The 19,185-nt window shown below is 54.4% G+C and carries 21 protein-coding genes and 1 pseudogene; 10 read left to right on the forward strand and 12 right to left on the reverse strand.

Features of this window, described 5'->3' with window-relative positions; genetic code table 11:
* Positions 1-52: 52 nt before the first annotated feature.
* The 3 genes from F3I15_RS04650 to corA all read left to right on the forward strand — a co-directional run bounded on the left by F3I15_RS04650 (position 53) and on the right by corA (position 2,163).
* Positions 53-727, forward strand: coding sequence for an AzlC family ABC transporter permease (locus F3I15_RS04650; protein WP_150016748.1), 675 nt, complete (start codon positions 53-55; stop codon positions 725-727).
* A complete protein-coding gene (locus F3I15_RS04655) occupies positions 717-1,037 on the forward strand; it encodes an AzlD domain-containing protein (protein WP_150016749.1) in 321 nt (106 codons plus the stop codon). The genes F3I15_RS04650 and F3I15_RS04655 overlap by 11 nt, the downstream gene beginning before the upstream one ends.
* 121 nt (positions 1,038-1,158) lie before the next feature.
* Positions 1,159-2,163, forward strand: a complete 1,005-nt coding sequence (gene corA, locus F3I15_RS04660; RefSeq protein WP_150016750.1) for a magnesium/cobalt transporter CorA — start codon at positions 1,159-1,161, stop codon at positions 2,161-2,163.
* A 58-nt stretch (positions 2,164-2,221) separates the two neighbouring features.
* Here corA and F3I15_RS04665 read toward each other — a convergent pair whose 3' ends face one another.
* Positions 2,222-2,956 (reverse strand): SDR family oxidoreductase, encoded by a 735-nt coding sequence (locus tag F3I15_RS04665; protein WP_150016751.1) that lies wholly within the window; start codon positions 2,954-2,956, stop codon positions 2,222-2,224.
* Between the two features lie 158 nt (positions 2,957-3,114).
* Between F3I15_RS04665 and F3I15_RS04670 the strand changes: the two genes are divergently transcribed.
* A complete protein-coding gene (locus F3I15_RS04670) occupies positions 3,115-4,032 on the forward strand; it encodes an AraC family transcriptional regulator (protein WP_190314915.1) in 918 nt (305 codons plus the stop codon).
* Positions 4,033-4,568: 536 nt separating this feature from the next.
* Positions 4,569-4,967 carry a response regulator transcription factor gene (locus tag F3I15_RS04675; RefSeq protein ID WP_150016753.1) on the forward strand — a complete coding sequence of 133 codons (399 nt, stop codon included), beginning with the start codon at positions 4,569-4,571 and terminating at the stop codon, positions 4,965-4,967.
* Between the two features lie 102 nt (positions 4,968-5,069).
* On the opposite strand, the gene F3I15_RS04680 is transcribed toward F3I15_RS04675, so the two are convergent.
* The gene (locus F3I15_RS04680) at positions 5,070-6,494 is read right to left on the reverse strand and encodes an MFS transporter (RefSeq protein ID WP_150016754.1); all 1,425 of its coding nucleotides are present in this window, start codon (positions 6,492-6,494) and stop codon (positions 5,070-5,072) included.
* A 125-nt stretch (positions 6,495-6,619) separates the two neighbouring features.
* Between F3I15_RS04680 and F3I15_RS04685 the strand changes: the two genes are divergently transcribed.
* Complete coding sequence (locus F3I15_RS04685) at positions 6,620-7,276, forward strand: helix-turn-helix transcriptional regulator (RefSeq protein WP_370513330.1); 657 nt, start codon at positions 6,620-6,622, stop codon at positions 7,274-7,276.
* Positions 7,277-7,326: 50 nt separating this feature from the next.
* On the opposite strand, the gene umuC is transcribed toward F3I15_RS04685, so the two are convergent.
* The 3 genes from umuC to dsdC all read right to left on the reverse strand — a co-directional run bounded on the left by umuC (position 7,327) and on the right by dsdC (position 10,026).
* A complete protein-coding gene (gene umuC, locus F3I15_RS04690; protein WP_150016756.1) occupies positions 7,327-8,589 on the reverse strand; it encodes a translesion error-prone DNA polymerase V subunit UmuC in 1,263 nt (420 codons plus the stop codon).
* Positions 8,590-8,591: 2 nt separating this feature from the next.
* Positions 8,592-8,969 (reverse strand): S24 family peptidase, encoded by a 378-nt coding sequence (locus tag F3I15_RS04695; protein ID WP_150016757.1) that lies wholly within the window; start codon positions 8,967-8,969, stop codon positions 8,592-8,594.
* Positions 8,970-9,093: 124 nt separating this feature from the next.
* Positions 9,094-10,026 carry a DNA-binding transcriptional regulator DsdC gene (dsdC, locus tag F3I15_RS04700; RefSeq protein WP_150016758.1) on the reverse strand — a complete coding sequence of 311 codons (933 nt, stop codon included), beginning with the start codon at positions 10,024-10,026 and terminating at the stop codon, positions 9,094-9,096.
* Positions 10,027-10,229: 203 nt separating this feature from the next.
* On the opposite strand from dsdC, the gene F3I15_RS04705 reads away from it, so the two are divergent.
* Entirely contained in the window at positions 10,230-11,549 is a 1,320-nt protein-coding gene (locus tag F3I15_RS04705; protein WP_150016759.1) for a D-serine ammonia-lyase, read from the forward strand.
* Positions 11,550-11,593: 44 nt separating this feature from the next.
* On the opposite strand, the gene F3I15_RS04710 is transcribed toward F3I15_RS04705, so the two are convergent.
* The 3 genes from F3I15_RS04710 to F3I15_RS04720 form a co-directional block, all read right to left on the reverse strand.
* On the reverse strand, positions 11,594-12,070 hold the full coding sequence (locus tag F3I15_RS04710; protein WP_040113716.1) for a DUF1348 family protein: 477 nt from the start codon (positions 12,068-12,070) through the stop codon (positions 11,594-11,596).
* A gap of 42 nt (positions 12,071-12,112) precedes the next feature.
* Positions 12,113-12,679: a TetR/AcrR family transcriptional regulator gene (locus tag F3I15_RS04715; protein ID WP_150016760.1), complete on the reverse strand. Its 567-nt coding sequence runs from the start codon at positions 12,677-12,679 to the stop codon at positions 12,113-12,115.
* Between the two features lie 171 nt (positions 12,680-12,850).
* Positions 12,851-13,855 (reverse strand): ABC transporter substrate-binding protein, encoded by a 1,005-nt coding sequence (locus F3I15_RS04720; RefSeq protein ID WP_150016761.1) that lies wholly within the window; start codon positions 13,853-13,855, stop codon positions 12,851-12,853.
* 436 nt (positions 13,856-14,291) lie between these two features.
* Here F3I15_RS04720 and F3I15_RS04725 point away from each other — a divergent pair, with 436 nt between their 5' ends.
* Complete coding sequence (locus tag F3I15_RS04725; RefSeq protein ID WP_150016762.1) at positions 14,292-15,041, forward strand: class I SAM-dependent methyltransferase; 750 nt, start codon at positions 14,292-14,294, stop codon at positions 15,039-15,041.
* Between the two features lie 252 nt (positions 15,042-15,293).
* On the opposite strand, the gene F3I15_RS04730 is transcribed toward F3I15_RS04725, so the two are convergent.
* Positions 15,294-15,713, reverse strand: coding sequence for an ASCH domain-containing protein (locus F3I15_RS04730; protein WP_150016763.1), 420 nt, complete (start codon positions 15,711-15,713; stop codon positions 15,294-15,296).
* 121 nt (positions 15,714-15,834) lie between these two features.
* Here F3I15_RS04730 and F3I15_RS04735 point away from each other — a divergent pair, with 121 nt between their 5' ends.
* Entirely contained in the window at positions 15,835-16,287 is a 453-nt protein-coding gene (locus tag F3I15_RS04735; RefSeq protein WP_150016764.1) for an acyltransferase, read from the forward strand.
* 487 nt (positions 16,288-16,774) lie between these two features.
* Here the strand turns inward: F3I15_RS04735 and F3I15_RS04740 are convergent, their stop codons facing one another.
* From F3I15_RS04740 to F3I15_RS18445, 3 genes and pseudogenes are all read right to left on the reverse strand, one after another.
* Positions 16,775-17,074 carry an XRE family transcriptional regulator gene (locus F3I15_RS04740; RefSeq protein WP_150016765.1) on the reverse strand — a complete coding sequence of 100 codons (300 nt, stop codon included), beginning with the start codon at positions 17,072-17,074 and terminating at the stop codon, positions 16,775-16,777.
* A 13-nt stretch (positions 17,075-17,087) separates the two neighbouring features.
* Positions 17,088-17,375 (reverse strand): XRE family transcriptional regulator, encoded by a 288-nt coding sequence (locus F3I15_RS04745; RefSeq protein ID WP_150016766.1) that lies wholly within the window; start codon positions 17,373-17,375, stop codon positions 17,088-17,090.
* A pseudogene (locus F3I15_RS18445) lies at positions 17,372-17,768 on the reverse strand (type II toxin-antitoxin system RelE/ParE family toxin). Before F3I15_RS18445 ends, F3I15_RS04745 begins: the two are co-directional and overlap by 4 nt.
* A 497-nt stretch (positions 17,769-18,265) precedes the next feature.
* Between F3I15_RS18445 and leuE the strand changes: the two are divergent.
* The gene (gene leuE / locus F3I15_RS04755) at positions 18,266-18,910 is read left to right on the forward strand and encodes a leucine efflux protein LeuE (RefSeq protein ID WP_150016767.1); all 645 of its coding nucleotides are present in this window, start codon (positions 18,266-18,268) and stop codon (positions 18,908-18,910) included.
* Positions 18,911-19,185: the final 275 nt, after the last annotated feature.

Consider the following 19,185-nt stretch of genomic DNA (forward strand, 5'->3'; position numbering starts at 1 on the left):
TTCTGAACGTTCATTATACTGTCTTTACTGTTCGATATGAGATCAATATGTGATGCGTGCGGGGATTAACGTGCTTGATCGCGGCGTGATAAAAGCGATTGTTCTGGTTTGTCTGGCTGACGGCATTGTGGGCCTCTCCTATGGCTCGCTGGCCGCTGCACAGGGTTTTCCGCTCTGGGTGCCGATAGCGCTCTCTACGCTGGTGCTGGCGGGCGCTTCGGAGTTTCTGTTTATCGGCATTGTTGCCGGTGGCGGAAGCCCGCTCACTGCCGCCGCCGCCGGGCTGCTGGTCAATGCGCGCCATCTGCCGTTTGGCATCGCGGTAAAAGATCTGGTGGGGCAGGGAGGCCGCAGCCTGCTTGGCTGCCATATCATGAACGATGAAAGCGTGGTATTTGGTATCTCGCAACCGGAACTGCAGCAGCGTCGGGTTGCCTACTGGCTGTGCGGGCTCGGTATTTTTGCAATCTGGCCACTTACCGTTATCGGTGGCGCCATGATTGGTCGTTTTATCCCTGACGTTTCCGCCATCGGGCTGGATGCGGTTTTCCCGGCGATCCTGATTGCGCTGATTTTTCCGGCGCTGCGCAAGCGGCGGACACGCATTCCGGCGCTGGCCGGGACCGCACTCTCTGTCGCAGTCACGCCTTTTGTACCGGCAGGAATGCCGGTGCTGTTTTCCCTGCTGGGGTTGCTGAGCTGGCGGGAGCGTAAAGATGGACAATAGTCTGGTCATTGCCGGTATCGCGCTGCTGGCCGCCGGAACGTACGCTATCCGTTTTGCGGGATACCGCCTCGGCAGCCGGCTGCCGATGTCAGAAAAAACGCGCAATATGCTGTCAGATGCTGCCACGGTTCTGCTGCTGGCGGTGGCGGTAACAACCGCACTGTTTGAAGGAACGCACTTTGCCGGCATCGCACGGGTAGCAGGCGTTCTGTTTGCTGTTTTTCTGGCATGGCGACGGACGCCGTTGATTCTGGTTATCGTAGGAGCTGCAGCGATGACGGGATTACTGCGTTATCTGGGCGTGCCGTAACGACTTTATCTGGCTGGCAATATCCGCCTGTCACGGCTTTTGCTACCCTAACAGTATAAGGCGTCGCTCCCGGACCCCGTCAGAGAGCGACAGAGTAAGCCAGAGCAGGATTGAGGCAAAAATGGAAAAGCAGGAACGAACCGACAACCACGCAGATGAGATCGTCAACTGCGTGGTCTATCGTCATGGCGAGCGGGAAGAGCATGTCGATGTCGCAGAGATCAGCGATATCCTGAAAGAAGATAATTCGTTCGTCTGGCTCGGGTTATATCAGCCCGAACCCGCTTTTATGCAAAAGCTGCAGGAGGAGTTTGGGCTGCACGAGCTGGCGATAGAAGATGCTCTGCTGGCGCATCAGCGTCCTAAGATTGAGCAGTATGGCGAATCGGTATTTATCGTGGTTAAGACAGCGTATATGCATGAGCAGCAGCACATTACGTTTGGTGAAACGCACTTCTTTCTGGGAAAAAATTTCCTGATCACGGTACGCCACGGCTCGCGGGAAGGCTATGCGGCAATCCGGGAGAAAGCGGAAAAAAATCACGCCATGCTGTGCCAGGGACCAGGCTATGCACTCTACTGCATCCTCGATTTTATCGTGGACAACTACAGTAAAATCACGCAAACGCTCAGCGAGCGTATCGGTAATCTTGAAGATGGGATGTTCTCCACACGCTTCGATAACCATGCGCTGGAGCAGGTCTACCATCTGCGACGCCAGCTGCTGGCGCTGCGCAACGCCGCGATGCCGGTCGCTGAAATCTGTCCGCAGCTGGTTCGTTTCCATGAAGATATTATTCCAAAAAATCTGCGCGCCTATCTGCGCGATGTGCAGGATCACGCACATCACGTCATGATTGATGCAGAGGATATGCGTGAAACGCTGGCCAGTGCGATGCAGGTCAACCTCGCGCTGGTCTCTGTGCAGCAGAGTGAAGTGAATAAAAAGCTGGCGGGCTGGGGCGCCATTTTGATTGTGCCGACGATTGTATTCAGTATGTATGGCATGAACTTCTCCGACATGCCGGAGCTGCACAGCCATTTTGGTTATCCGGTGGCGCTGGGATCAACGCTGCTTATCTGCTGCATTATGTGGTGGCGGCTGAAGCGCGCGGGCTGGTTATAATGGCGCCCGCGCGTCAATGCCTGAAATTTCAGCCTGAAATCGCCAAAATTTTTATGGCTTAAAACGGGCTGGCAGTAGGGCGCAGCGTGATTTCACTGACGTCAACCTCGCCAGGCTGATCGATAGCCCAGCTGACCGCCTGCGCTATCGATTCCGGTTTAAGGGCGATAGCCCGAAAGCTGCGCATCGCCTCCCGGGCCACATCGTCAGTAATGCTGTCAGCCAGCTCAGATTCCACTACGCCTGGATTAATAACGGTAATGCGCAGAGCGGACGACTCCTGCCGTAATCCCTCAGAAATAGCGCGGACGGCAAATTTAGTGGCGCAGTAAACCGCCGCGGTGGGTGAGACCGTAAGCGCCCCGATTGACGCGATATTGATAATGTGACCCGCCTGCTGCTGCTGCATTGCGGGCAATACTGCAGCGATGCCATACAGCACGCCGCGCACATTAACATCGAGCATCTGGTCCCACTCTTCAACTTTCAGTGAAGCCATCGGAGAGAGCGGCATCACGCCCGCATTGTTAATCATCACATCGATCCGCCCATATTTTTCAATGGCCAGACGGGCTAATGCCTGTGCATCAGCGCGCTGCGTCACATCTGTCGTCAGATAATCTACCCGGGCACCCTGCTGCTGCAGCTCATCACACAACGATGCCAGACGTGTGGCCCGGCGTGCACCAAGGATCAGCCTGTGACCCTGCCTGGCCAGATAGCGGGCGATGGCTTCACCGATACCGCTGCTGGCGCCGGTCAAAATAATTACTTTCGCTTTTGTATCAGTCATCTTGTTTTCCTCGCGTGAAGTACCCTGCTATTGTTGAAAAATGCCGCAATCGTCAACAGACCTATTCACTGCGCATCTTTGCCTGATCCTCTCGCGGAGCGTGTCGCGCGCCGCGCTTTGCAACTAAGCAGGAATTCAACTATCCGGGAGAACCTGTGATGAATGATGTGCAACAGCAGATTTGCACTTTGCTTAACCAGCTGGCACGGCAGGAGGGGTATACAAAATCTCTGCTGGATAGCGTGTTATTTATGCGGGCTAATCAGCAGTGGGCGCGCACGCCGGTACTTTATGAGCCGGGCATTATCATTATCTGCCAGGGTGCCAAGCGTGCCTTTCTGGCGGATAATGTCTACCGGTATGACGCGCAACACTATCTGGTGTTGTCTGTGCCTCTGCCATTCTCAGCGGAGACTGAAGCGACGTCCGCTGAGCCGCTGCTGGGCCTGGCGATCCGTTTTGACGTTAACGTACTGGCGAAGCTCATCGCGCAGGTGCCGGCAAAGCCTGCAGGTGAAGAGAGGGCGACGGCCGCTATTATCTCCACGCCGCTGGATAGCGCACTGTTACAGAGTACGCTGGCACTGCTTCAGGTCTTACGGGATCCGCTTGAAGCGCGGATACTGGGTCCGGCCCGTGTGGAAGAGATCTGCTTTCGCATTCTGATGGGGCAGCAGGGTGCCGCTGTACGTGCCGCGCTGGCGTATCAGGGCCATTTTGGCCGCATTGCCCGGGCGCTACAGCAAATCCATGATAACTGGCAGCAGCCTATAAACGTTACGCAACTTGCCCGTGAGGCGGGCATGAGCGTGCCGCGTTTTCATCTGCATTTTAAAACCGTTACGCAGACTTCACCCATTCAGTATATTAAATCACTGCGCTTACATCGTGCACGACTGATGCTGATCCAGCAGAACCTGACCGCAGCCGGGGCAGCTGCGCGTACAGGCTACGAAAGTGATTCACAGTTCAGCCGCGAATTTAAACGCCTGTTTGGCCGCAGTCCGGCAGAGGAGGCGCGCATAATGAAGCGGGCATTTACGCTGCTGCCAGCCGAACCATACCACCTGTTTTAGCACCCTGCACGCGGGTAACGCCTGACTGAGCATTACCCCTGCCACAGAAAGAGGCCTGAACGTTTTTAAGCGAATCCCCCAGTTAAGCGTGGTATTGGCGGCTGCGTTATCCAGACTTGTGCCGATAGCGTTCCGGGAAGAGATATGAAAAGATCGCGCATCTTTAAGTGGAGCACCGCTGCCGCCTCAGGAACAGCGCATTGCGCTGCGCGCGACAGGCTTCCGGCAGCCGTGATGCAGGCTGTTGTCAGCCATGCTGCAGGCACTTTTTATCGTTCAGGCTGACCACGCTTTTTGCACTGCAGCCTCACGGCAACATATCGCCTCTGCTGCACGATACCGGAAGATCACCCCTGAGGCAGGCTACGAACTTTTCTGAAATAGAGGCTGGCAGCCATAATCTGCCTTCGCCAGTCAGTACCAGATTTTTCTGCAGATGCGCCCGGCGCTGTACCTGAACGGTCAGCGGGTGCTGATAAATCGCGCCAGATATGGTGCAGAGACAACGTTAATTTTCCCGGTGGCGGAGTAATGGAATGAGCGCGAAAGTGTGGTTAGTGGATGATGATTTGTCAGTAAGGGAGTCGCTGGGATTTCTGCTGAAAACCGTAGATTACGAGGTGGCTGACTTCGGCGATCTGGCGACGTTCGACGCCGTTGCCGGTGCAGAAGCGCTGCCGCTGCGCGGCTGTCTGCTGGTGGATGTGCGGCTGCCCGGCATCGACGGGCTTAACTGGCTGACCGAACAGCGCGCCCGTCATCCGCTGCTGCCGGTTATTCTGATGACCGCGTATGGCACGCTTGACGTCTGCCGCAGCACGTTCCAGGAGGGAGCGTTTGATATTTTTACCAAGCCGCTCGACATTGAATCGCTGCTTGCAACCCTGCATCGCGCGATGAATGAGAGCAAACAGCGTGCGGTGCAGCAGGGCTGATACGCTCTGTTATCTCGCTCAGCCCGTCGGTAACGTCTGTATTCCGCATAACGTTCTGCGCCAGATAAAGCGCCTCTGACAACTGTCAGAGGCGCTCCGGCTTCAGTTGGTTTTCTGCTGCTTAAATCCGGTGAGTACCTTTTTAGCACTCAGCAGAGAGAGCAGCGGAGCGGCTGCCATAACGGCAAAAAGCAGCCAGGCCGCAGAGGAGGCGCCAGCGATTCCCCCCGGCGCCGACAGGCCACCAGCGTTGGCGAGCATACCGGCGATGGCAGAACCCAGAGCGGTAGCAAACAGCTGAACCGTAGTGATGGAGGTGGCAGCTGCATCCTGATCGTCTGCGGGAGCCACCTGCAGGATGCGCGTCAGTAAATGGGGCCAGCCCAGCCCGATACCAAAGCCAATCAGCGCCAGTCCTGTCCCGATCAGTGTAAGTGTCTGCCCGCTGCTGCTGGCTGAGCGCGGCGTCACAATAGCCAGCAGCACCATGCCAGCCAGAACCAGCGCCGGTCCTGCAGTAATTGCGCGCTTAATGCCCCGCGTCTGCCAGCCGGAGCTCCAGATCTCCGATACCGTCCAGCCTGCGGCCATCAGCGCCGCCAGGTAGCCCGAGATCAGCGGCGTCTGTCCATGCAGGATTTGAAGAAAATAGGGCACGAAGGTTTCACTGGTCATACCGATAATGAGCAGTGCCATGGTGATATAGAGCGCCAGCAGCGGCGAGCTGAGGCGCAGCGCATTACGCGGCAGCAGGCGGGTTTCACTGATAAACTCCTGGCGGATTAACAGCAGCAGCAGAATAACCGCCGCAGATATCCCGGCGATATTCACGGCAATGTCAGAGGACATGCTCGCTGCGCTCACGGTCATAACGGCCGCAACCAGTAACAGCAGCTGCATCCAGGGGAGCTTTCCGGTGTGGGAGGCTTCTGTATTTTTGCGCGCAGGGAAAATCAGCCACACCAGCAGCATATAACTCAGCGTGACGGGGATCAGTATGCCAAACGCCATGCGCCAGGCGTCCATTTCGGCAAATATTCCCCCGGCAGCCGGGCCCAGAAGCGTCGCCACGCCCCACATGCCGGAGATCAGCGCCATCGCGCGCGGCCAGAGCTTTTCCTCAAAAACGGCATAGATCATGGCATAGCAGAGCGCGAACAGAAAACCACCGCCCAGCCCCTGTAGCGCCCGACCCGCCAGCATTACCGGCATAGCGGGCGCCAGTGCGCAGACCAGGCTGCCCGCGATAAAAAGCAGTGCCGCCACCAGATAGGCCTGTCGTGCGCCCGTCACCGCCAGCAGCCGCGCAGTCAGCGCTGAACCCAGTATGGAGGCGACGACAAACAGCGTTGTGTTCCATGCGTAGAGGTGCAGTCCGCCTATCTCCCTGATAACGGAGGGAAGCACCGTAGTGGCGATGTAAACATTAATGGCGTGCAGTGCAACGCCGCCTGAAAGTGCAATGGCAAAAAACAGGTTTTTGCCTCCCAGTAATTCACTCCAGCTTCCTTCCTGTCCTGACGACATATAAGCCTCCCGGCATGCGTTGCGTCATATGCCCCGTTGCTGAGCGCAGCGGGATCCATTACATTAATAAAACAAGACAACGCTTGGATTATTAAAGAGGGTAAAATATTTTGTCAAGCAATCGCTTGTTAAACTCGGAAGATAAAGCACAGGCAACACCAGAGCGCCTGCTTTATCTGCTGAAAACGCGCGGGCCGCTGCAGTCTGCTGAGGCGGGAGAAATGCTGGGCATGACGGCTGAAGCGGCACGCCAGCAACTCAGCAAACTTGCTTCATCAGGGCTGGTAGAGTCGTTCTCCCGCAGCAAAGGAGTAGGACGTCCGGGGCAGTTCTGGACGCTGACGCAGGCGGGCCACGGCCGGTTTCCGGATTCCCATGCGACGCTGACGGTGCAGCTGCTGGATACGGTACGGCATGCTTTTGGTGAACAGGCGATCGATCGCCTGATAGATTTGCGCGAACAGAGTAGCCGCGCCGCTTACCAGCGTGAGCTGCAGGATGCTGTCGATCTGCGGGAGCGGGTGGCGCGGCTGGCGGCACTGCGGTCGCTGGAGGGCTATATGGCAGAGTATGAGGAGCAGACCGACGGAACGCTCTTGCTGATTGAGAATCACTGTCCTATCTGCGCCGCTGCTACCGCCTGTCAGGGATTTTGCCGCGCTGAACTGATGCTGTTCAGCGAAGTGCTGGAGGCGAAAGTAGAGCGCGTTGAACATATTCTGCAGCAGGCACGACGCTGCGCCTACCGCATCACGCCATTCACAGAGCACGCGGCAGAGTAAGGCGCCTTTGATGCGCAGGAGCGGAGTGGCTCGCCGGAGGCGAGAGCCTGCTATCGGATCACAGGGATATCGGCCAGGCGAGTGGTATAACGGGGCGAGAGCATGTTGCGCTTCATCTGCCACGCCTGACTTCCTGTCGTCTGGCTGGCGAAACCGATTTTGCCTTTACCTGAACGGTTTATGGCGTCGAGAGCGGTCATCAGTGCATCCGCATTGGCACGCGGCTGCTGCTGGCTGAACATATCAAACTGCGTGCTGCCAGACTGCCAGAAGTCGCTCAGCGTCACGCCCGCTTTGGCATAGCGAAAACCGTCGCGCCAGATAGCGTTCAGCCCCTGGAGGGCAAAGGCAACGATGTCACGCGTGTCCGCCGTAGGATATTGCCAGCTGACGGGCGCGGTAGCTGAGTATCTGGGATCGTCGCCATAGCGGCCGGTCGTCACAGAGACGGTGATATGACGGCAGCGGGAGCCCTGCTGGCGCAGTTTTTCAGCAGCCCGGGTCGCATAGGCCATAACCGCCTGCTGCATTTCATCCAGCGTCGTGATGCGCTGCCCGAAAGAGCGTGAATTGACGATCTGCTGCTTTGGCGGCGGCGCATCCTCCAGTGCCAGACAGGATTCGCCGCGCAGCTCGCGTGCAATGCGCTCAACAATCACATCAAATTTTTTGCGGATCGTACTGGCCTTACTTTCTGCCAGATGCAGCCCAGTAGTGATCCCCATCTCTTCCAGACGCTGGGCAATTCGCCAGCCAATACCCCAGATATCGCCAATGCGCGTCAGCTGCAGCAATTTTTGCTGGCGCCGGGGATCGGAGAGATCGACCACGCCGTTTGTTTTCGTCCACTGCTTGGCCGCCTGATTCGCCAGTTTGGCCAGCGTTTTGGTCGGGCCAAAGCCCACGCCTATGGTCAGGCCGGTTTCCTGGCGAACGCGATCGCGCATCTGCTGACCAAAGCGCTCCAGCGGCATATAACTGCTGATGCCCGTGACATCAAGAAAGCTTTCATCGATAGAGTAGACTTCCTGCCCGGCAGCCATCTCATCGAGTATTGCCATCATCCGCGCCGACATATCGCCATAAAGCTCATAGTTAGAGCTGAAAACGTGTACTCCATTGTCACGAAAATAGCGCTCATGCTTAAACCAGGGGGCGGCCATCTTTATACCCATGCGCTTTGCTTCAGCAGAACGGGCAATCACGCAGCCATCATTATTTGATACCACGCAAACGGGTTTGCCGCGCAGATCGGGTCTGAAAATGGTTTCACAGGAGGCGTAAAAATTGTTGGCATCAGCAAGCGCAAACATAGCTATTCTCCAGCAGGTCCGGTGAAACCCTGGCCCGCGATATCATTGAGCGCATAAGCCACCACGCCCCACACCGGCAGCGGCTGATTCTCGTCGAGCAGAACGACAGCATTGGACGGCTCCAGCGACTGCAGCGCCGGAACGGGTTTCAGCAGCAACCTGCGCAGCACCAGCTCACCCTCATATTCCGCCACAATAATCTGACCGTGCCGTGGCGTCAGTGCCCGATCAACTGCCAGAACTGAGCCTTTAACAATACCCGCCTCCGGGCAGGCTGTATCACTGCGCATCAGGTAGGTGGACCAGGGCGACAGCGAGACGATATCACCCAGGTTCAGGCGCGCTTCGATAAAGTTTTGAGCCGGATTCTGAAATGCCATATGCCTGCTTTGGTGAGGATAAAAAGGGTGTGCGAGCGTCAGGCTATTATACCCGAATTGCTTAAAAAAAGCGCGGTTTACGCCGGGATCCTGCTCTGCCAGCGTGACAATGCTATGAGCGTAATTATCTCTCTTTCGACACGGTTTCCTGCAGCCAGCGGATAAAAGTTTCTGTTTTTGGCCAGCGTCTGTCTGCGCGGGTAGCGATGTAATACCGTTCGCTGCACCGCAGCGCCCGCCGGGGGAAAGGCGTTACCAGTTCGCCAGAGGCGATGCGCTGTTTTACCAGCGCCCTACGTCCCATCGCAACGCCGGCATGGTTTGTCGCTGCAGCAACCGCAAGCTCTGCCTGATCAAATTCGGCACGGCGCGCTGCCGTGATATCCACGTCAAAATGCGCTGCCCACAACAGCCACTCATTTTCTCCGGAATCGACACTCCACGCCTGACGATCGTGCAGCAGGCGACAGCTCCGAAGATTTTCCGGGCAGTCCGTCAGCCTGAATTGTGCAGCGTAGTGCGGGCTGCATACCGGAATAATATGTTCATCCATCAGCGGGTCGAGATGAAATCTGTCCGGCACGTCAGCATCAAAACAGATGGCCAGATCGGCACCCATTTTATGCAGGTCGACCGGTTCGTTTCCGGTATTAATGACGAGATCGATAGCGGGGTTTTGTTCCAGAAAAGAGGCTACCGCCGGTGCGAGCCAGGCGTGTGCAAACGACGGGCGACTGTAAACCGTAAGCCTACCGCTCGATCCCTGATTTCTGATGCCCTGAATTTCCCGGTTGAGGTAGTCGAGTGAGGTACTCATTGCATTGAAGATCCGCTCACCCTCTTCGGTCAGCAGCACCCTGCGGTGTAAACGGGTGAACAGAGAGATACCGAGTTCTCTTTCCAGCTGGCTGATACGGTGGCTGACAGCGCTGGGCGTGAGCGCCAGCGCCGCCGCCGCGCCGGCAAACGAGCCGTGGCGGGCAGCGGCTTCAAAAGTGAAAAGACGTCCCAGCTGGCTACCCTCTATTTCACGCATCTCAGAGAACACTTTTTTCATCCTTGTTGTTTAAGTTGCTGATTTGGTGGTTGGTTTATCAGACTGGCGTGTTGGTTGCAGATAAAGATTCACAACGCGTGCTCGCCTGTTGAGTTAGCTGAGCTCATGTTAAGTTGAAAAACCATCGTTTGTCACCGCGCAGCCGCGTGCCTATAAATAACGCTCTGTTTTATTTTGGTGCGTCGGGCTGAGTGAGAGTAACCATGACTGATTTAACTGAAAAACTCCGGTCTGTACCGGCGGTAAGCGACCTGATGGCGCTACGTGAAACCCTCTGGCTTAACGACCAGGTGACGACGGCAGAGAGGGGGCTTCTCCATACGGGACTGACGCGTGAAGAGGCTGAAGATGCCGAAGCCCGCCTGCGCCGTTTCGCTCCGCTGATCGCCGCCGCCTTCCCGGAAACGGCTGAAAGCGGCGGTATTATTGAGTCAGATATGGTGCCTCTACCCGCGATGCAAATGCGGCTGGAGCAGAGTGCGCCGCTGCCAGGCAGACTCTGGCTGAAAAAAGATAGTCATCTGCCCGTTTCAGGTTCCATCAAAGCGCGCGGCGGCATTTACGAAGTTCTCGCGCACGCAGAGAAGCTGGCGCTGGAGGCGGGGCTTATCACGCCAGCCGATGACTACAGCCAGCTGCTTTCTCCGGCGCACCGCCGGTTTTTCAGCCAGCACAAAATAGCGGTAGGTTCAACGGGTAACCTGGGCCTGTCGATTGGCATAATGAGTGCCCGTCTCGGGTTTCACGTTACCGTGCATATGTCGGCAGATGCGCGTCAGTGGAAGAAAGCGCTGCTGCGCAGGCACGGAGCACACGTGATTGAGTATGAGCAGGATTACGGCGTCGCCGTGGAGCAGGGCCGCAAAGCGGCGGAGTCCGATCCCGACTGCTTTTTTATTGATGATGAAAATTCACGCACGCTGTTTCTGGGCTATGCCGTTGCCGGCCTGCGCCTGCCAGAGCAGCTGAAGGAGAAAGGCATTACTGTGGATGCCTCCCATCCGCTTTTTTTGTATCTGCCCTGTGGCGTGGGTGGCGGCCCGGGAGGCGTCGCCTTTGGCCTGAAGCTGGCTTTTGGCGATAACGTCCACTGCTTTTTTGCGGAGCCAACCCATTCACCCTGTATGCTGCTGGGAATGAGCACCGGCCTGCACGATCGTATTGCGGTACAGGATATCGGTATCGACAATAAAACCGCTGCGGATGGACTGGCGGTGGGCCGCGCCTCCGGCTTTGTCGGCCGGGCGATGGCGCAGCTGATCGACGGCTGCTATACGCTCAGCGATCGCACCCTGTTTACGCTGCTTGCTATGCTGGATGAGACTGAAGGTATTCAGCTGGAACCTTCCGCGCTGGCGGGCATGCAGGGACCGCAGCGCATCGCGGCAAGCCCCGCTTATCTGGCACAGCAGGGTATCACTCCTCAGCAGCTGCAGCAGGCCACGCAGCTTGTCTGGGCGACCGGTGGCGGGATGGTGCCCGCCGATGAAATGCAGCGCTACCTCGCTAAAGCCAGGTGCTGATAAACGCATGCAGCAGGGCAGCCACGCGAGCTGCCCTGCCGCCATTACAACCCCAGCGCAGTCAGCCCCGGATGATCGTCCGGACGACGTCCCAGCGGCCAGAAAAATTTGCGTTCGCTCTCTTTGATAGGCATATCGTTGATACAGGCAAAACGGCGCTTCATCAGGCCATCGCCTTCAAACTCCCAGTTTTCATTGCCGTAAGAGCGGAACCAGTTACCTGAATCATCACGCCATTCATAGGCGTAACGGACGGCAATGCGGTTACCATCAAACGCCCAGAGCTCTTTGATAAGACGATACTCAAGCTCTTTTTTCCATTTACGGGCCAGAAACGCCTCCGCTTCTTCACGATTATGAGCAAACTCGGTGCGGTTGCGCCATTGTGTGTCCGCTGAGTAAGCCAGTGCGACTTTGGCCGCATCGCGGCTGTTCCAGCCATCTTCAGCCAGGCGTACCTTTTCGATGGCCGTTTCGCGGGTAAAAGGAGGAAGCGGCGGGCGTTGGTATGAATCAGACACGGTAAAACTCCTGTTAATTCAAATTTGATGAGTGCGCAGGCTTCAGGAAACCTGCTCCAGTAGCATTTTCGCAATATCCCGTGCATCGTCGGCCGCGCTCCCGCTCCCCATAACATAGGACGCGGTAATGGCGCCCTCAATCAGAATCAGCAGCTGTCTGGCCAGCGCCCCGGGATGCGCAACGTTCATCTCTTTGCTGAGCTCCAGGGTGTAATCCAGTAACTTCTGTTTATGGATTTTCGCTATCTGGCGAACGGTATCGTCAGGGTTGCCTGTCTCACCGGCGGTGTTGATAAATGCGCAGCCGCGGAAATCCTCTGACCCGAACCAGCTTTTGAGCGCGGTAAACATATTCAGAATGCGATCCTGCGGCGTATTGCCCTGATCGGACGCGCTTCTGAACCACGCCATCCACTGCTCATCGCGCACGCTCAGCGCGGCTGATGCCACCTCCTCCTTACTGGCGAAGTGATGATAAATACTCTTTCTGGCGACGCCTGAGGTTTTGACCAGAAGCTCCATGCCCATGGCGTGGATACCGTTCTGATAAATCAGCTGCTCAGCGCTCCTGAGAATTTTTTCCCGGGTACTGCCTGATGTTTTGTTCATGGCGTTAAGGTAGAACGATCGTTCTACCTCGTCAATGTTTTTTTAGCAGGAGGGTATTTTCAGAGCGCGAGGTAGTAATGCAATGCTGACTGAGCAGATCAAAAAGGGAGAGCCGTAAGCCGGTTCTCCCTGCAATGAATGGCTTATTGAAGCTGGCTGGAAAACGCTGCCTCAACCGGGAGGTAAGGCCTGCAAAATACGCTGCGCATCCTGTTTGCTCAGCGGATAATCGTAAAATGTCCGGTAAAATTTCTGAGTGGCGTCAATCAGATCGCGCGTTGCAAACAGCGCCGGATGCAGTTTTTTGGCAGCCCACTGGATTTGCAGTGCGACTTCAGTGCCGTAGCGATCCCAGGGAAAGACACCCGATGGGTTCTGCCACACCTGCTGCTGCTTCACGGCTTTTACGCTGGCGAACAGCGATTTGTAGTCAGAGTCAGCCAGGGGGCCCGCGCCGGCGCCGATAATAATTACATCCGGATCCCAGCGTATCACCTCCTCCGGCGAAACAGGGCGCATATTGCCATCCACTGAGACGGCGACATTCCGGCCACCCGCGAGCCTGATCCAGGTATCAATCAGGGTATTCCGGCCATCTACCTTCAGCGGATGCAGCGACTGAATATGCAGCACGCGCGGGCGTTCACTCTCCGCAAGCGCGGCCGTTTTGGCCTGAATAGCAGCAATTTGCGTATCCAGATAGCGATTATACGCCCGGGCACGCGTGGCCGCTGCCGGTGTGCCGACCACCTGAGCCGTGGTAGTAAGTGAGCGTTTCATCGAGTCAAAATCATCAAAATTCATTGCCAGTACGGAAATACCGGCCAGACGATAAGACTCTGCATCAGGATCGTTAGCGGGTACAAAAATCGCATCAACGTTGCGTGCCACCAGCGCTTCACTGTTAAAGGTTTTACCGTGCGCCTGAAGCGCCTGATTTAACGATGGCTGTACCTTAAACATCCACGGCCGGTCCGCCGGATGGTTTACGGTTGCCACAATCCGATCGCCGGCGCCCAGCGTCATAAGCAGAGAGTGGTGGGCAAACCAGGCATCGGCTATGTGCAGCACCGGCCGGCTCAATTCAATCTTATTCCCGCTGTCGTCAGTGACTGTCTGCGCCGACGCCAGAGCGCTCACGACCAGTAGCGGTAGTGCCCATTGCAGGCTTTTCATGAGTAAATATTCCTGTCAGAAGCTGAGTTACATGGAAACAAAGTAGCTTTCTTATCGGTTGCTGAAAGCGCGTTGCCTGGCAAAACATTAACGACCATCGCAGGTTGTTCATTTACGATATATACCGGCATAGCAGCGCAGTAACATTGCGTTTGTGAATTTTTATTTAACCATATCAATCACTTGAGAATGTGGTATTCAGAGAGCTGTCGAAAGGGCAAGCATCATTCCCTAGCGCTATATTGTTTAGTATATAACGAGCTATGTGAGTTAATCGACGTAAATCAAAATCTGTCCGGCGATATAGAATTATATCGACTGTGATTAAACCAGCGGTGCTTTCACAGTGTTAACGATAGCTTCAGGCGTGGATCGCATTGCCTAAACCAATACTCTAAAATGTGCCCTGAACCAAATATCTACGGAGAGAATTCAGGTGAAATCTTTTGATGAACTATTAATGGAAGCTATGGAGGCCGATACAGAGGGCTGGGGATTTGGCTGGCTGGACGGGAAAGCGACAGAGGAAAGGCCCTCCTGGGGTTACGCGAGGTTAATCGGAGAACGCTTAAGTCGGGTAACGTCAGCACTGGACATCGATACCGGTGGAGGAGAAGTATTGAATGAAGTTACCAGGTTTCCTGCATATATGGCCGCAACAGAAGCGTGGCCCCCAAACCTGGAAAAAGCCCGGCAGCACCTTTCACCCCGGGGGGTGAATATTGTTGATACTTCCGTTACCAAAAATCTTCCTTTTAGCGACCAATCTTTTGACCTGGTCACATCCAGGCATCCGGTAGCACCGGACTGGCCGGAAATATATCGGGTTCTAAAACCCGGAGGAAGCTATCTGGCACAGCATGTCGGGCCTGCATCTGCATTTGAATTGATCGAGTATTTTTTAGGACCACTTCCCAAAGAGAGAATGTACAGAGATCCTGGCAAAGAAAAAGAGGATGCTGAGAGGGCGGGTCTGAAGGTCGTGGACTTACGCACAGCACGCTGCCGGATGACGTTTTTTGATATCAGTGCCGTTGTCTGGATTTTGCGAAAATGCGTCTGGTGGGTCCCCGGCTTCTCCGTGGAGAAATACTCCAAAGAATTGCAGGCGATGGACCAGAAAATGCGCCTGGGTCAGCCATTTGTTGCGTATTCCACCCGACATTTGATCGAAGCAAAACGTTAATGCTGACCGCTTTGCGGTTGACGTCTGCTTTGTGCCAGGAGCAGATCAAATGCTTCAGGGTGTGTTCATGTCAGGCATTTTCTTCATTCTTTTTAACTGCTGCAGCATCCACCCGATGGCTTATGCGGGGTTCGTAGCCAGGATGCTATGTCTGATGTGGCAGAACTTCCCGGTCGCCCTCTTTTTGACGTCCGCCTCTCTCATAGCGGGCCCTGACTCTGCGTCACTCCGCTTTGTGCCAGGAGCGGACAGTTACAAAATCTCTGTAAGTTCAAATTCCTCAAAGACAAGCTCCATTTCTTCAGAATAAGTGCCTTCACGCTCAAAATAACGCTTATGCCCTTCATTCCAGTACTCTAGACTTAAATCACCTTCACCTTCCTTACTGGCGAGTTCACTCGTCACTTCATTGAAGCGGATAACCTGCATCCTGAGCGTTCTGATCACGCACATTGGCTGCCCGGCTCCGTTAAGAATGATATTATAACTTCCTACGCAGGGAGCTTCGCCTCGTTCATGTTCATGCTGAAAAGATGCTATCGAAGAGCATGTCGCTGTTTTACTGCCACTCAAAACCAGTTGTACGAGTTCATCAGCAAGTTCCGGGCTGTCGCCAAATTGCCATGCCAGTGCACCGGGGTAAATTTTTTTTAATTCTTCGAGCTTTGTCATTTTCAGCCTTTATTAATTTAATACGCTTAAAGAAGTTACCTATTTCCCTTCAAGTTACATGGTGACGATAAAAATTGTGCAAGCTTTTAGCCGAATCCTCTCAGGTAAGGACACAGTTTATATGAAGGTTATTGAAAGTGGCATTCGTGACGTAAAACAAGGCGAAAATGTGAAAGTCATCACGCCGGTAAACATCTATGAGTGTGAACTGGGCGATGATGTTTTTGTAGGGCCATTTGTAGAGATACAAAAGGGATGCGTTATAGGCGACAGAACCCGGGTACAGTCACACACGTTTATTTGTGAGAACGTTACCCTGGGTAAGGATTGTTTTATAGGTCATGGCGTAACCTTTGCTAACGACTTGTTTAAGAGTGGCGCTCCTGATGCTTCAGCAGAAAGCTGGATACATATCGTATTAGGTAACGCGGTAACCGTGGGGAGCGGGGCAACGATCTTAACCACGGACATTTGCAGTGGTGCGGTGATTGGTGCCGGTAGCGTGGTTACAAAGCCCGTGCTGGTAAAAGGCGTGTATGCGGGTAATCCCGCCAGACTTTTAAGAAAGCTCTAATCAGATACTCTGCAAGTTGCCAGCCTGAAATCCTGGCAATCTGAGACCGTTAAAGTCCGCTTTTCGCTCATAGCGGACTATAGGCCAACTACAGGGCTGTTTGCCATCAGATCCAGCCGGAATCCTCTGGCGACGCTTGTGACGTCTGGCGGAGCTTACTGATTCTGCCGGTTAGTGCATCAGGGTTGATGACCTGGCCCTNGACGCTTGTGACGTCTGGCGGAGCTTACTGATTCTGCCGGTTAGTGCATCAGGGTTGATGACCTGGCCCTGCCGGGGAGCCGGAAGGTACCATCAGGATGTTTATGTTTTTGACCATCAGAGGAAGAAAAGCGGAGGAGGAGCTGTCACACAGCAGCATTAAGTGAAGAAAGCAGACCGCGAGACAGCGCGTCGCAAAGAGGAAGCGCAAGCGAAGGGAAATAACCGGTACGTCAGTCGCATTTTTTCCGGGTAACACCGTAAAGGGCCAGACTTACGGGTGCAGTTAAAGTGTGAAATCGACATGCTCGCCGCCGGGCATATTGACACCGATAGTTAGCTTGCCGCCGAGCGCTTCAACATATCGTTTGAGCGTCGCGATTTTCAGATCCTCGCCGCGCCCTTCGATAGCCGCCACGGAAGGTTGCGCGATCCCCATAGCTTCTGCCTGCTGCTTCTGCGTTTTAGCCAGCGCCTCGCGAAGTTTATACAGTTGAGAATCAAGTCGCATTTCTGCAACTTTATCATTCACCTGAGTCAGTTCCTCGGGTGTCAAATCAGCCATTAGATCATCCAGCGTTTTCATTTTCCACTCCGTTTCAGTTGGTCCAGGTGTCGGTGATACTCGCTTTCAGCCGTTTCANGCCGCCGAGCGCTTCAACATATCGTTTGAGCGTCGCGATTTTCAGATCCTCGCCGCGCCCTTCGATAGCCGCCACGGAAGGTTGCGCGATCCCCATAGCTTCTGCCTGCTGCTTCTGCGTTTTAGCCAGCGCCTCGCGAAGTTTATACAGCTGAGAATCAAGTCGCATTTCTGCAACTTTATCATTCACCTGAGTCAGTTCCTCGGGTGTCAAATCAGCCATTAGATCATCCAGCGTTTTCATTTTCCACTCCGTTTCAGTTGGTCCAGGTGTCGGTGATACTCGCTTTCAGCCGTTTCAATCATGGTCTTGTAGAAACGCTTTTCATCAGCGCCTTCTTTGTTACCCGCGCAAAGGATGATGGCTTTGCGAAGAGGATCGAATACAAAGAATCCTCTTACAGGCCGGCCGTTGCTCTGTACTCTGAGCTCTNTACCCGCGCAAAGGATGATGGCTTTGCGAAGAGGATCGAATACAAAGAATCCTCTTACAGGCCGGCCGTTGCTCTGTACTCTGAGCTCTGAGCTCTTTCATGTTGGGGATTTTCGAGCCGTACAGCGTATCGACATGCGGCCGCCCGAGGTGTGGGCCTTCCTGCTTCAAAAGGTTCAGCGCGGCAATTATGTCTAACTGCATTGCTCTGTCCTGCTCTTTCAGCCATTCAGCGAACAAATCCGTGGTTTCAACAATCTACACAGGCCCACCTTTATAAATTACAATCTATATAGAATATATATTAGAGTCTATATTTTCAACGCTGTTCTGTATCTGTTTGGGCATGTGATGGTGGGCTTTACTGCTGGCGGATTCTGTTACAAATTCTGGACAGACCGGAGCCGCCTCGCTACTCGGGCCTTTAGTGTAAACCTGCAGCGTCATTACCGGCCCAGCCCTCAGCGGCTAAATCTTTCTATGGTCTGAACGCGCTGCTGCTGGCCCGCTACAGGGGTTGATCTAAAGTGTGCCATCTGGGCCGGCAAAACCGGAAAATTGCGAACCTTAGAATTTTGATGCTAATGTCCGCTTAGTGCCAGTAGCGGACGTTGGCTAACTAAGAAAGTAGCCGTGATGTGTTTTCATTAACCCTGGTTACGTTAGAATAGCCTTGTTAAAACGAGAGAACAGGAGTGAAGATGTTTGCTGATTTTGGTGTCGTGAATTTCTGGACCTACCTGCTTGGTGCGACGCTGATAGTCCTTGTGCCTGGTCCTGAAACCATGTTCGTGATTAAAACGAGCATTACCAGCGGCATCAAGCGAGGCTTCGCTGCAATATTTTCCATTCTCCTGAGCGACGTTATTCTGGTTCTGTTGGCATGGTGTGGACTTGCCGCGGTCATAAGCTCAACCCCGGCCTTATTTAACGCCATCAAATATGCAGGCGCTGCGTATCTTTTCTACCTCGGTGTCCAGACGATACGCGCTGTCTTTAAGCCAACTGTCGAAACGAGTGAGGAAAAAAAATCTTCAGCTGATGCAGGTGGGATCATTGGACGCGGAATGCTGGTTACGCTACTGAATCCAAAGACGCTGCTGTTCTATATCTCTTTCTTCGCCCAGTTCATCAATGTCCAGGCTGAACACTCCTGGATGGCATTTATCATTCTCGCCGCGGTGATGTTCGCAATTACTCTCGTTTATTTTGGCTTTCTTGTTTTCTGCGGCTCTTACCTGCTCAGCCGCCTAAAAGGCAACCGTAGGTTATCTGCCATCGGAAATGCGCTGGTAGGGATGTTCTTCATTGGATTTGCAGCAAGACTCGCAAGCGCAACTTCCTGACTGGATACCTAAACCGCCGTGAGGCGGTTTTTTTACGTTATTACTGGCATGGGACGTCCGCTTTTCGCTCAAAACGGATATCGGTCTGTTCTTTAGACCGCTATATGTCAAGCTTGACTCGATTAGCATTGATACGGAGCAAACCGCTGAACGATTGTGTGATGGGTTTGCAGAATACTTTTCCTACCAGGGCGCGCTCATCACGCATGTACTGTCTTTTTCATCGCATAGATACGGCGTAGACAGATTCATGATTGACGGCCAGAAAGTGGATG

Origin of the sequence: Pantoea sp. M_9 (genome assembly GCF_008631385.1) — a bacterium.
Lineage (GTDB): Bacteria > Pseudomonadota > Gammaproteobacteria > Enterobacterales > Enterobacteriaceae > Pantoea > Pantoea eucrina.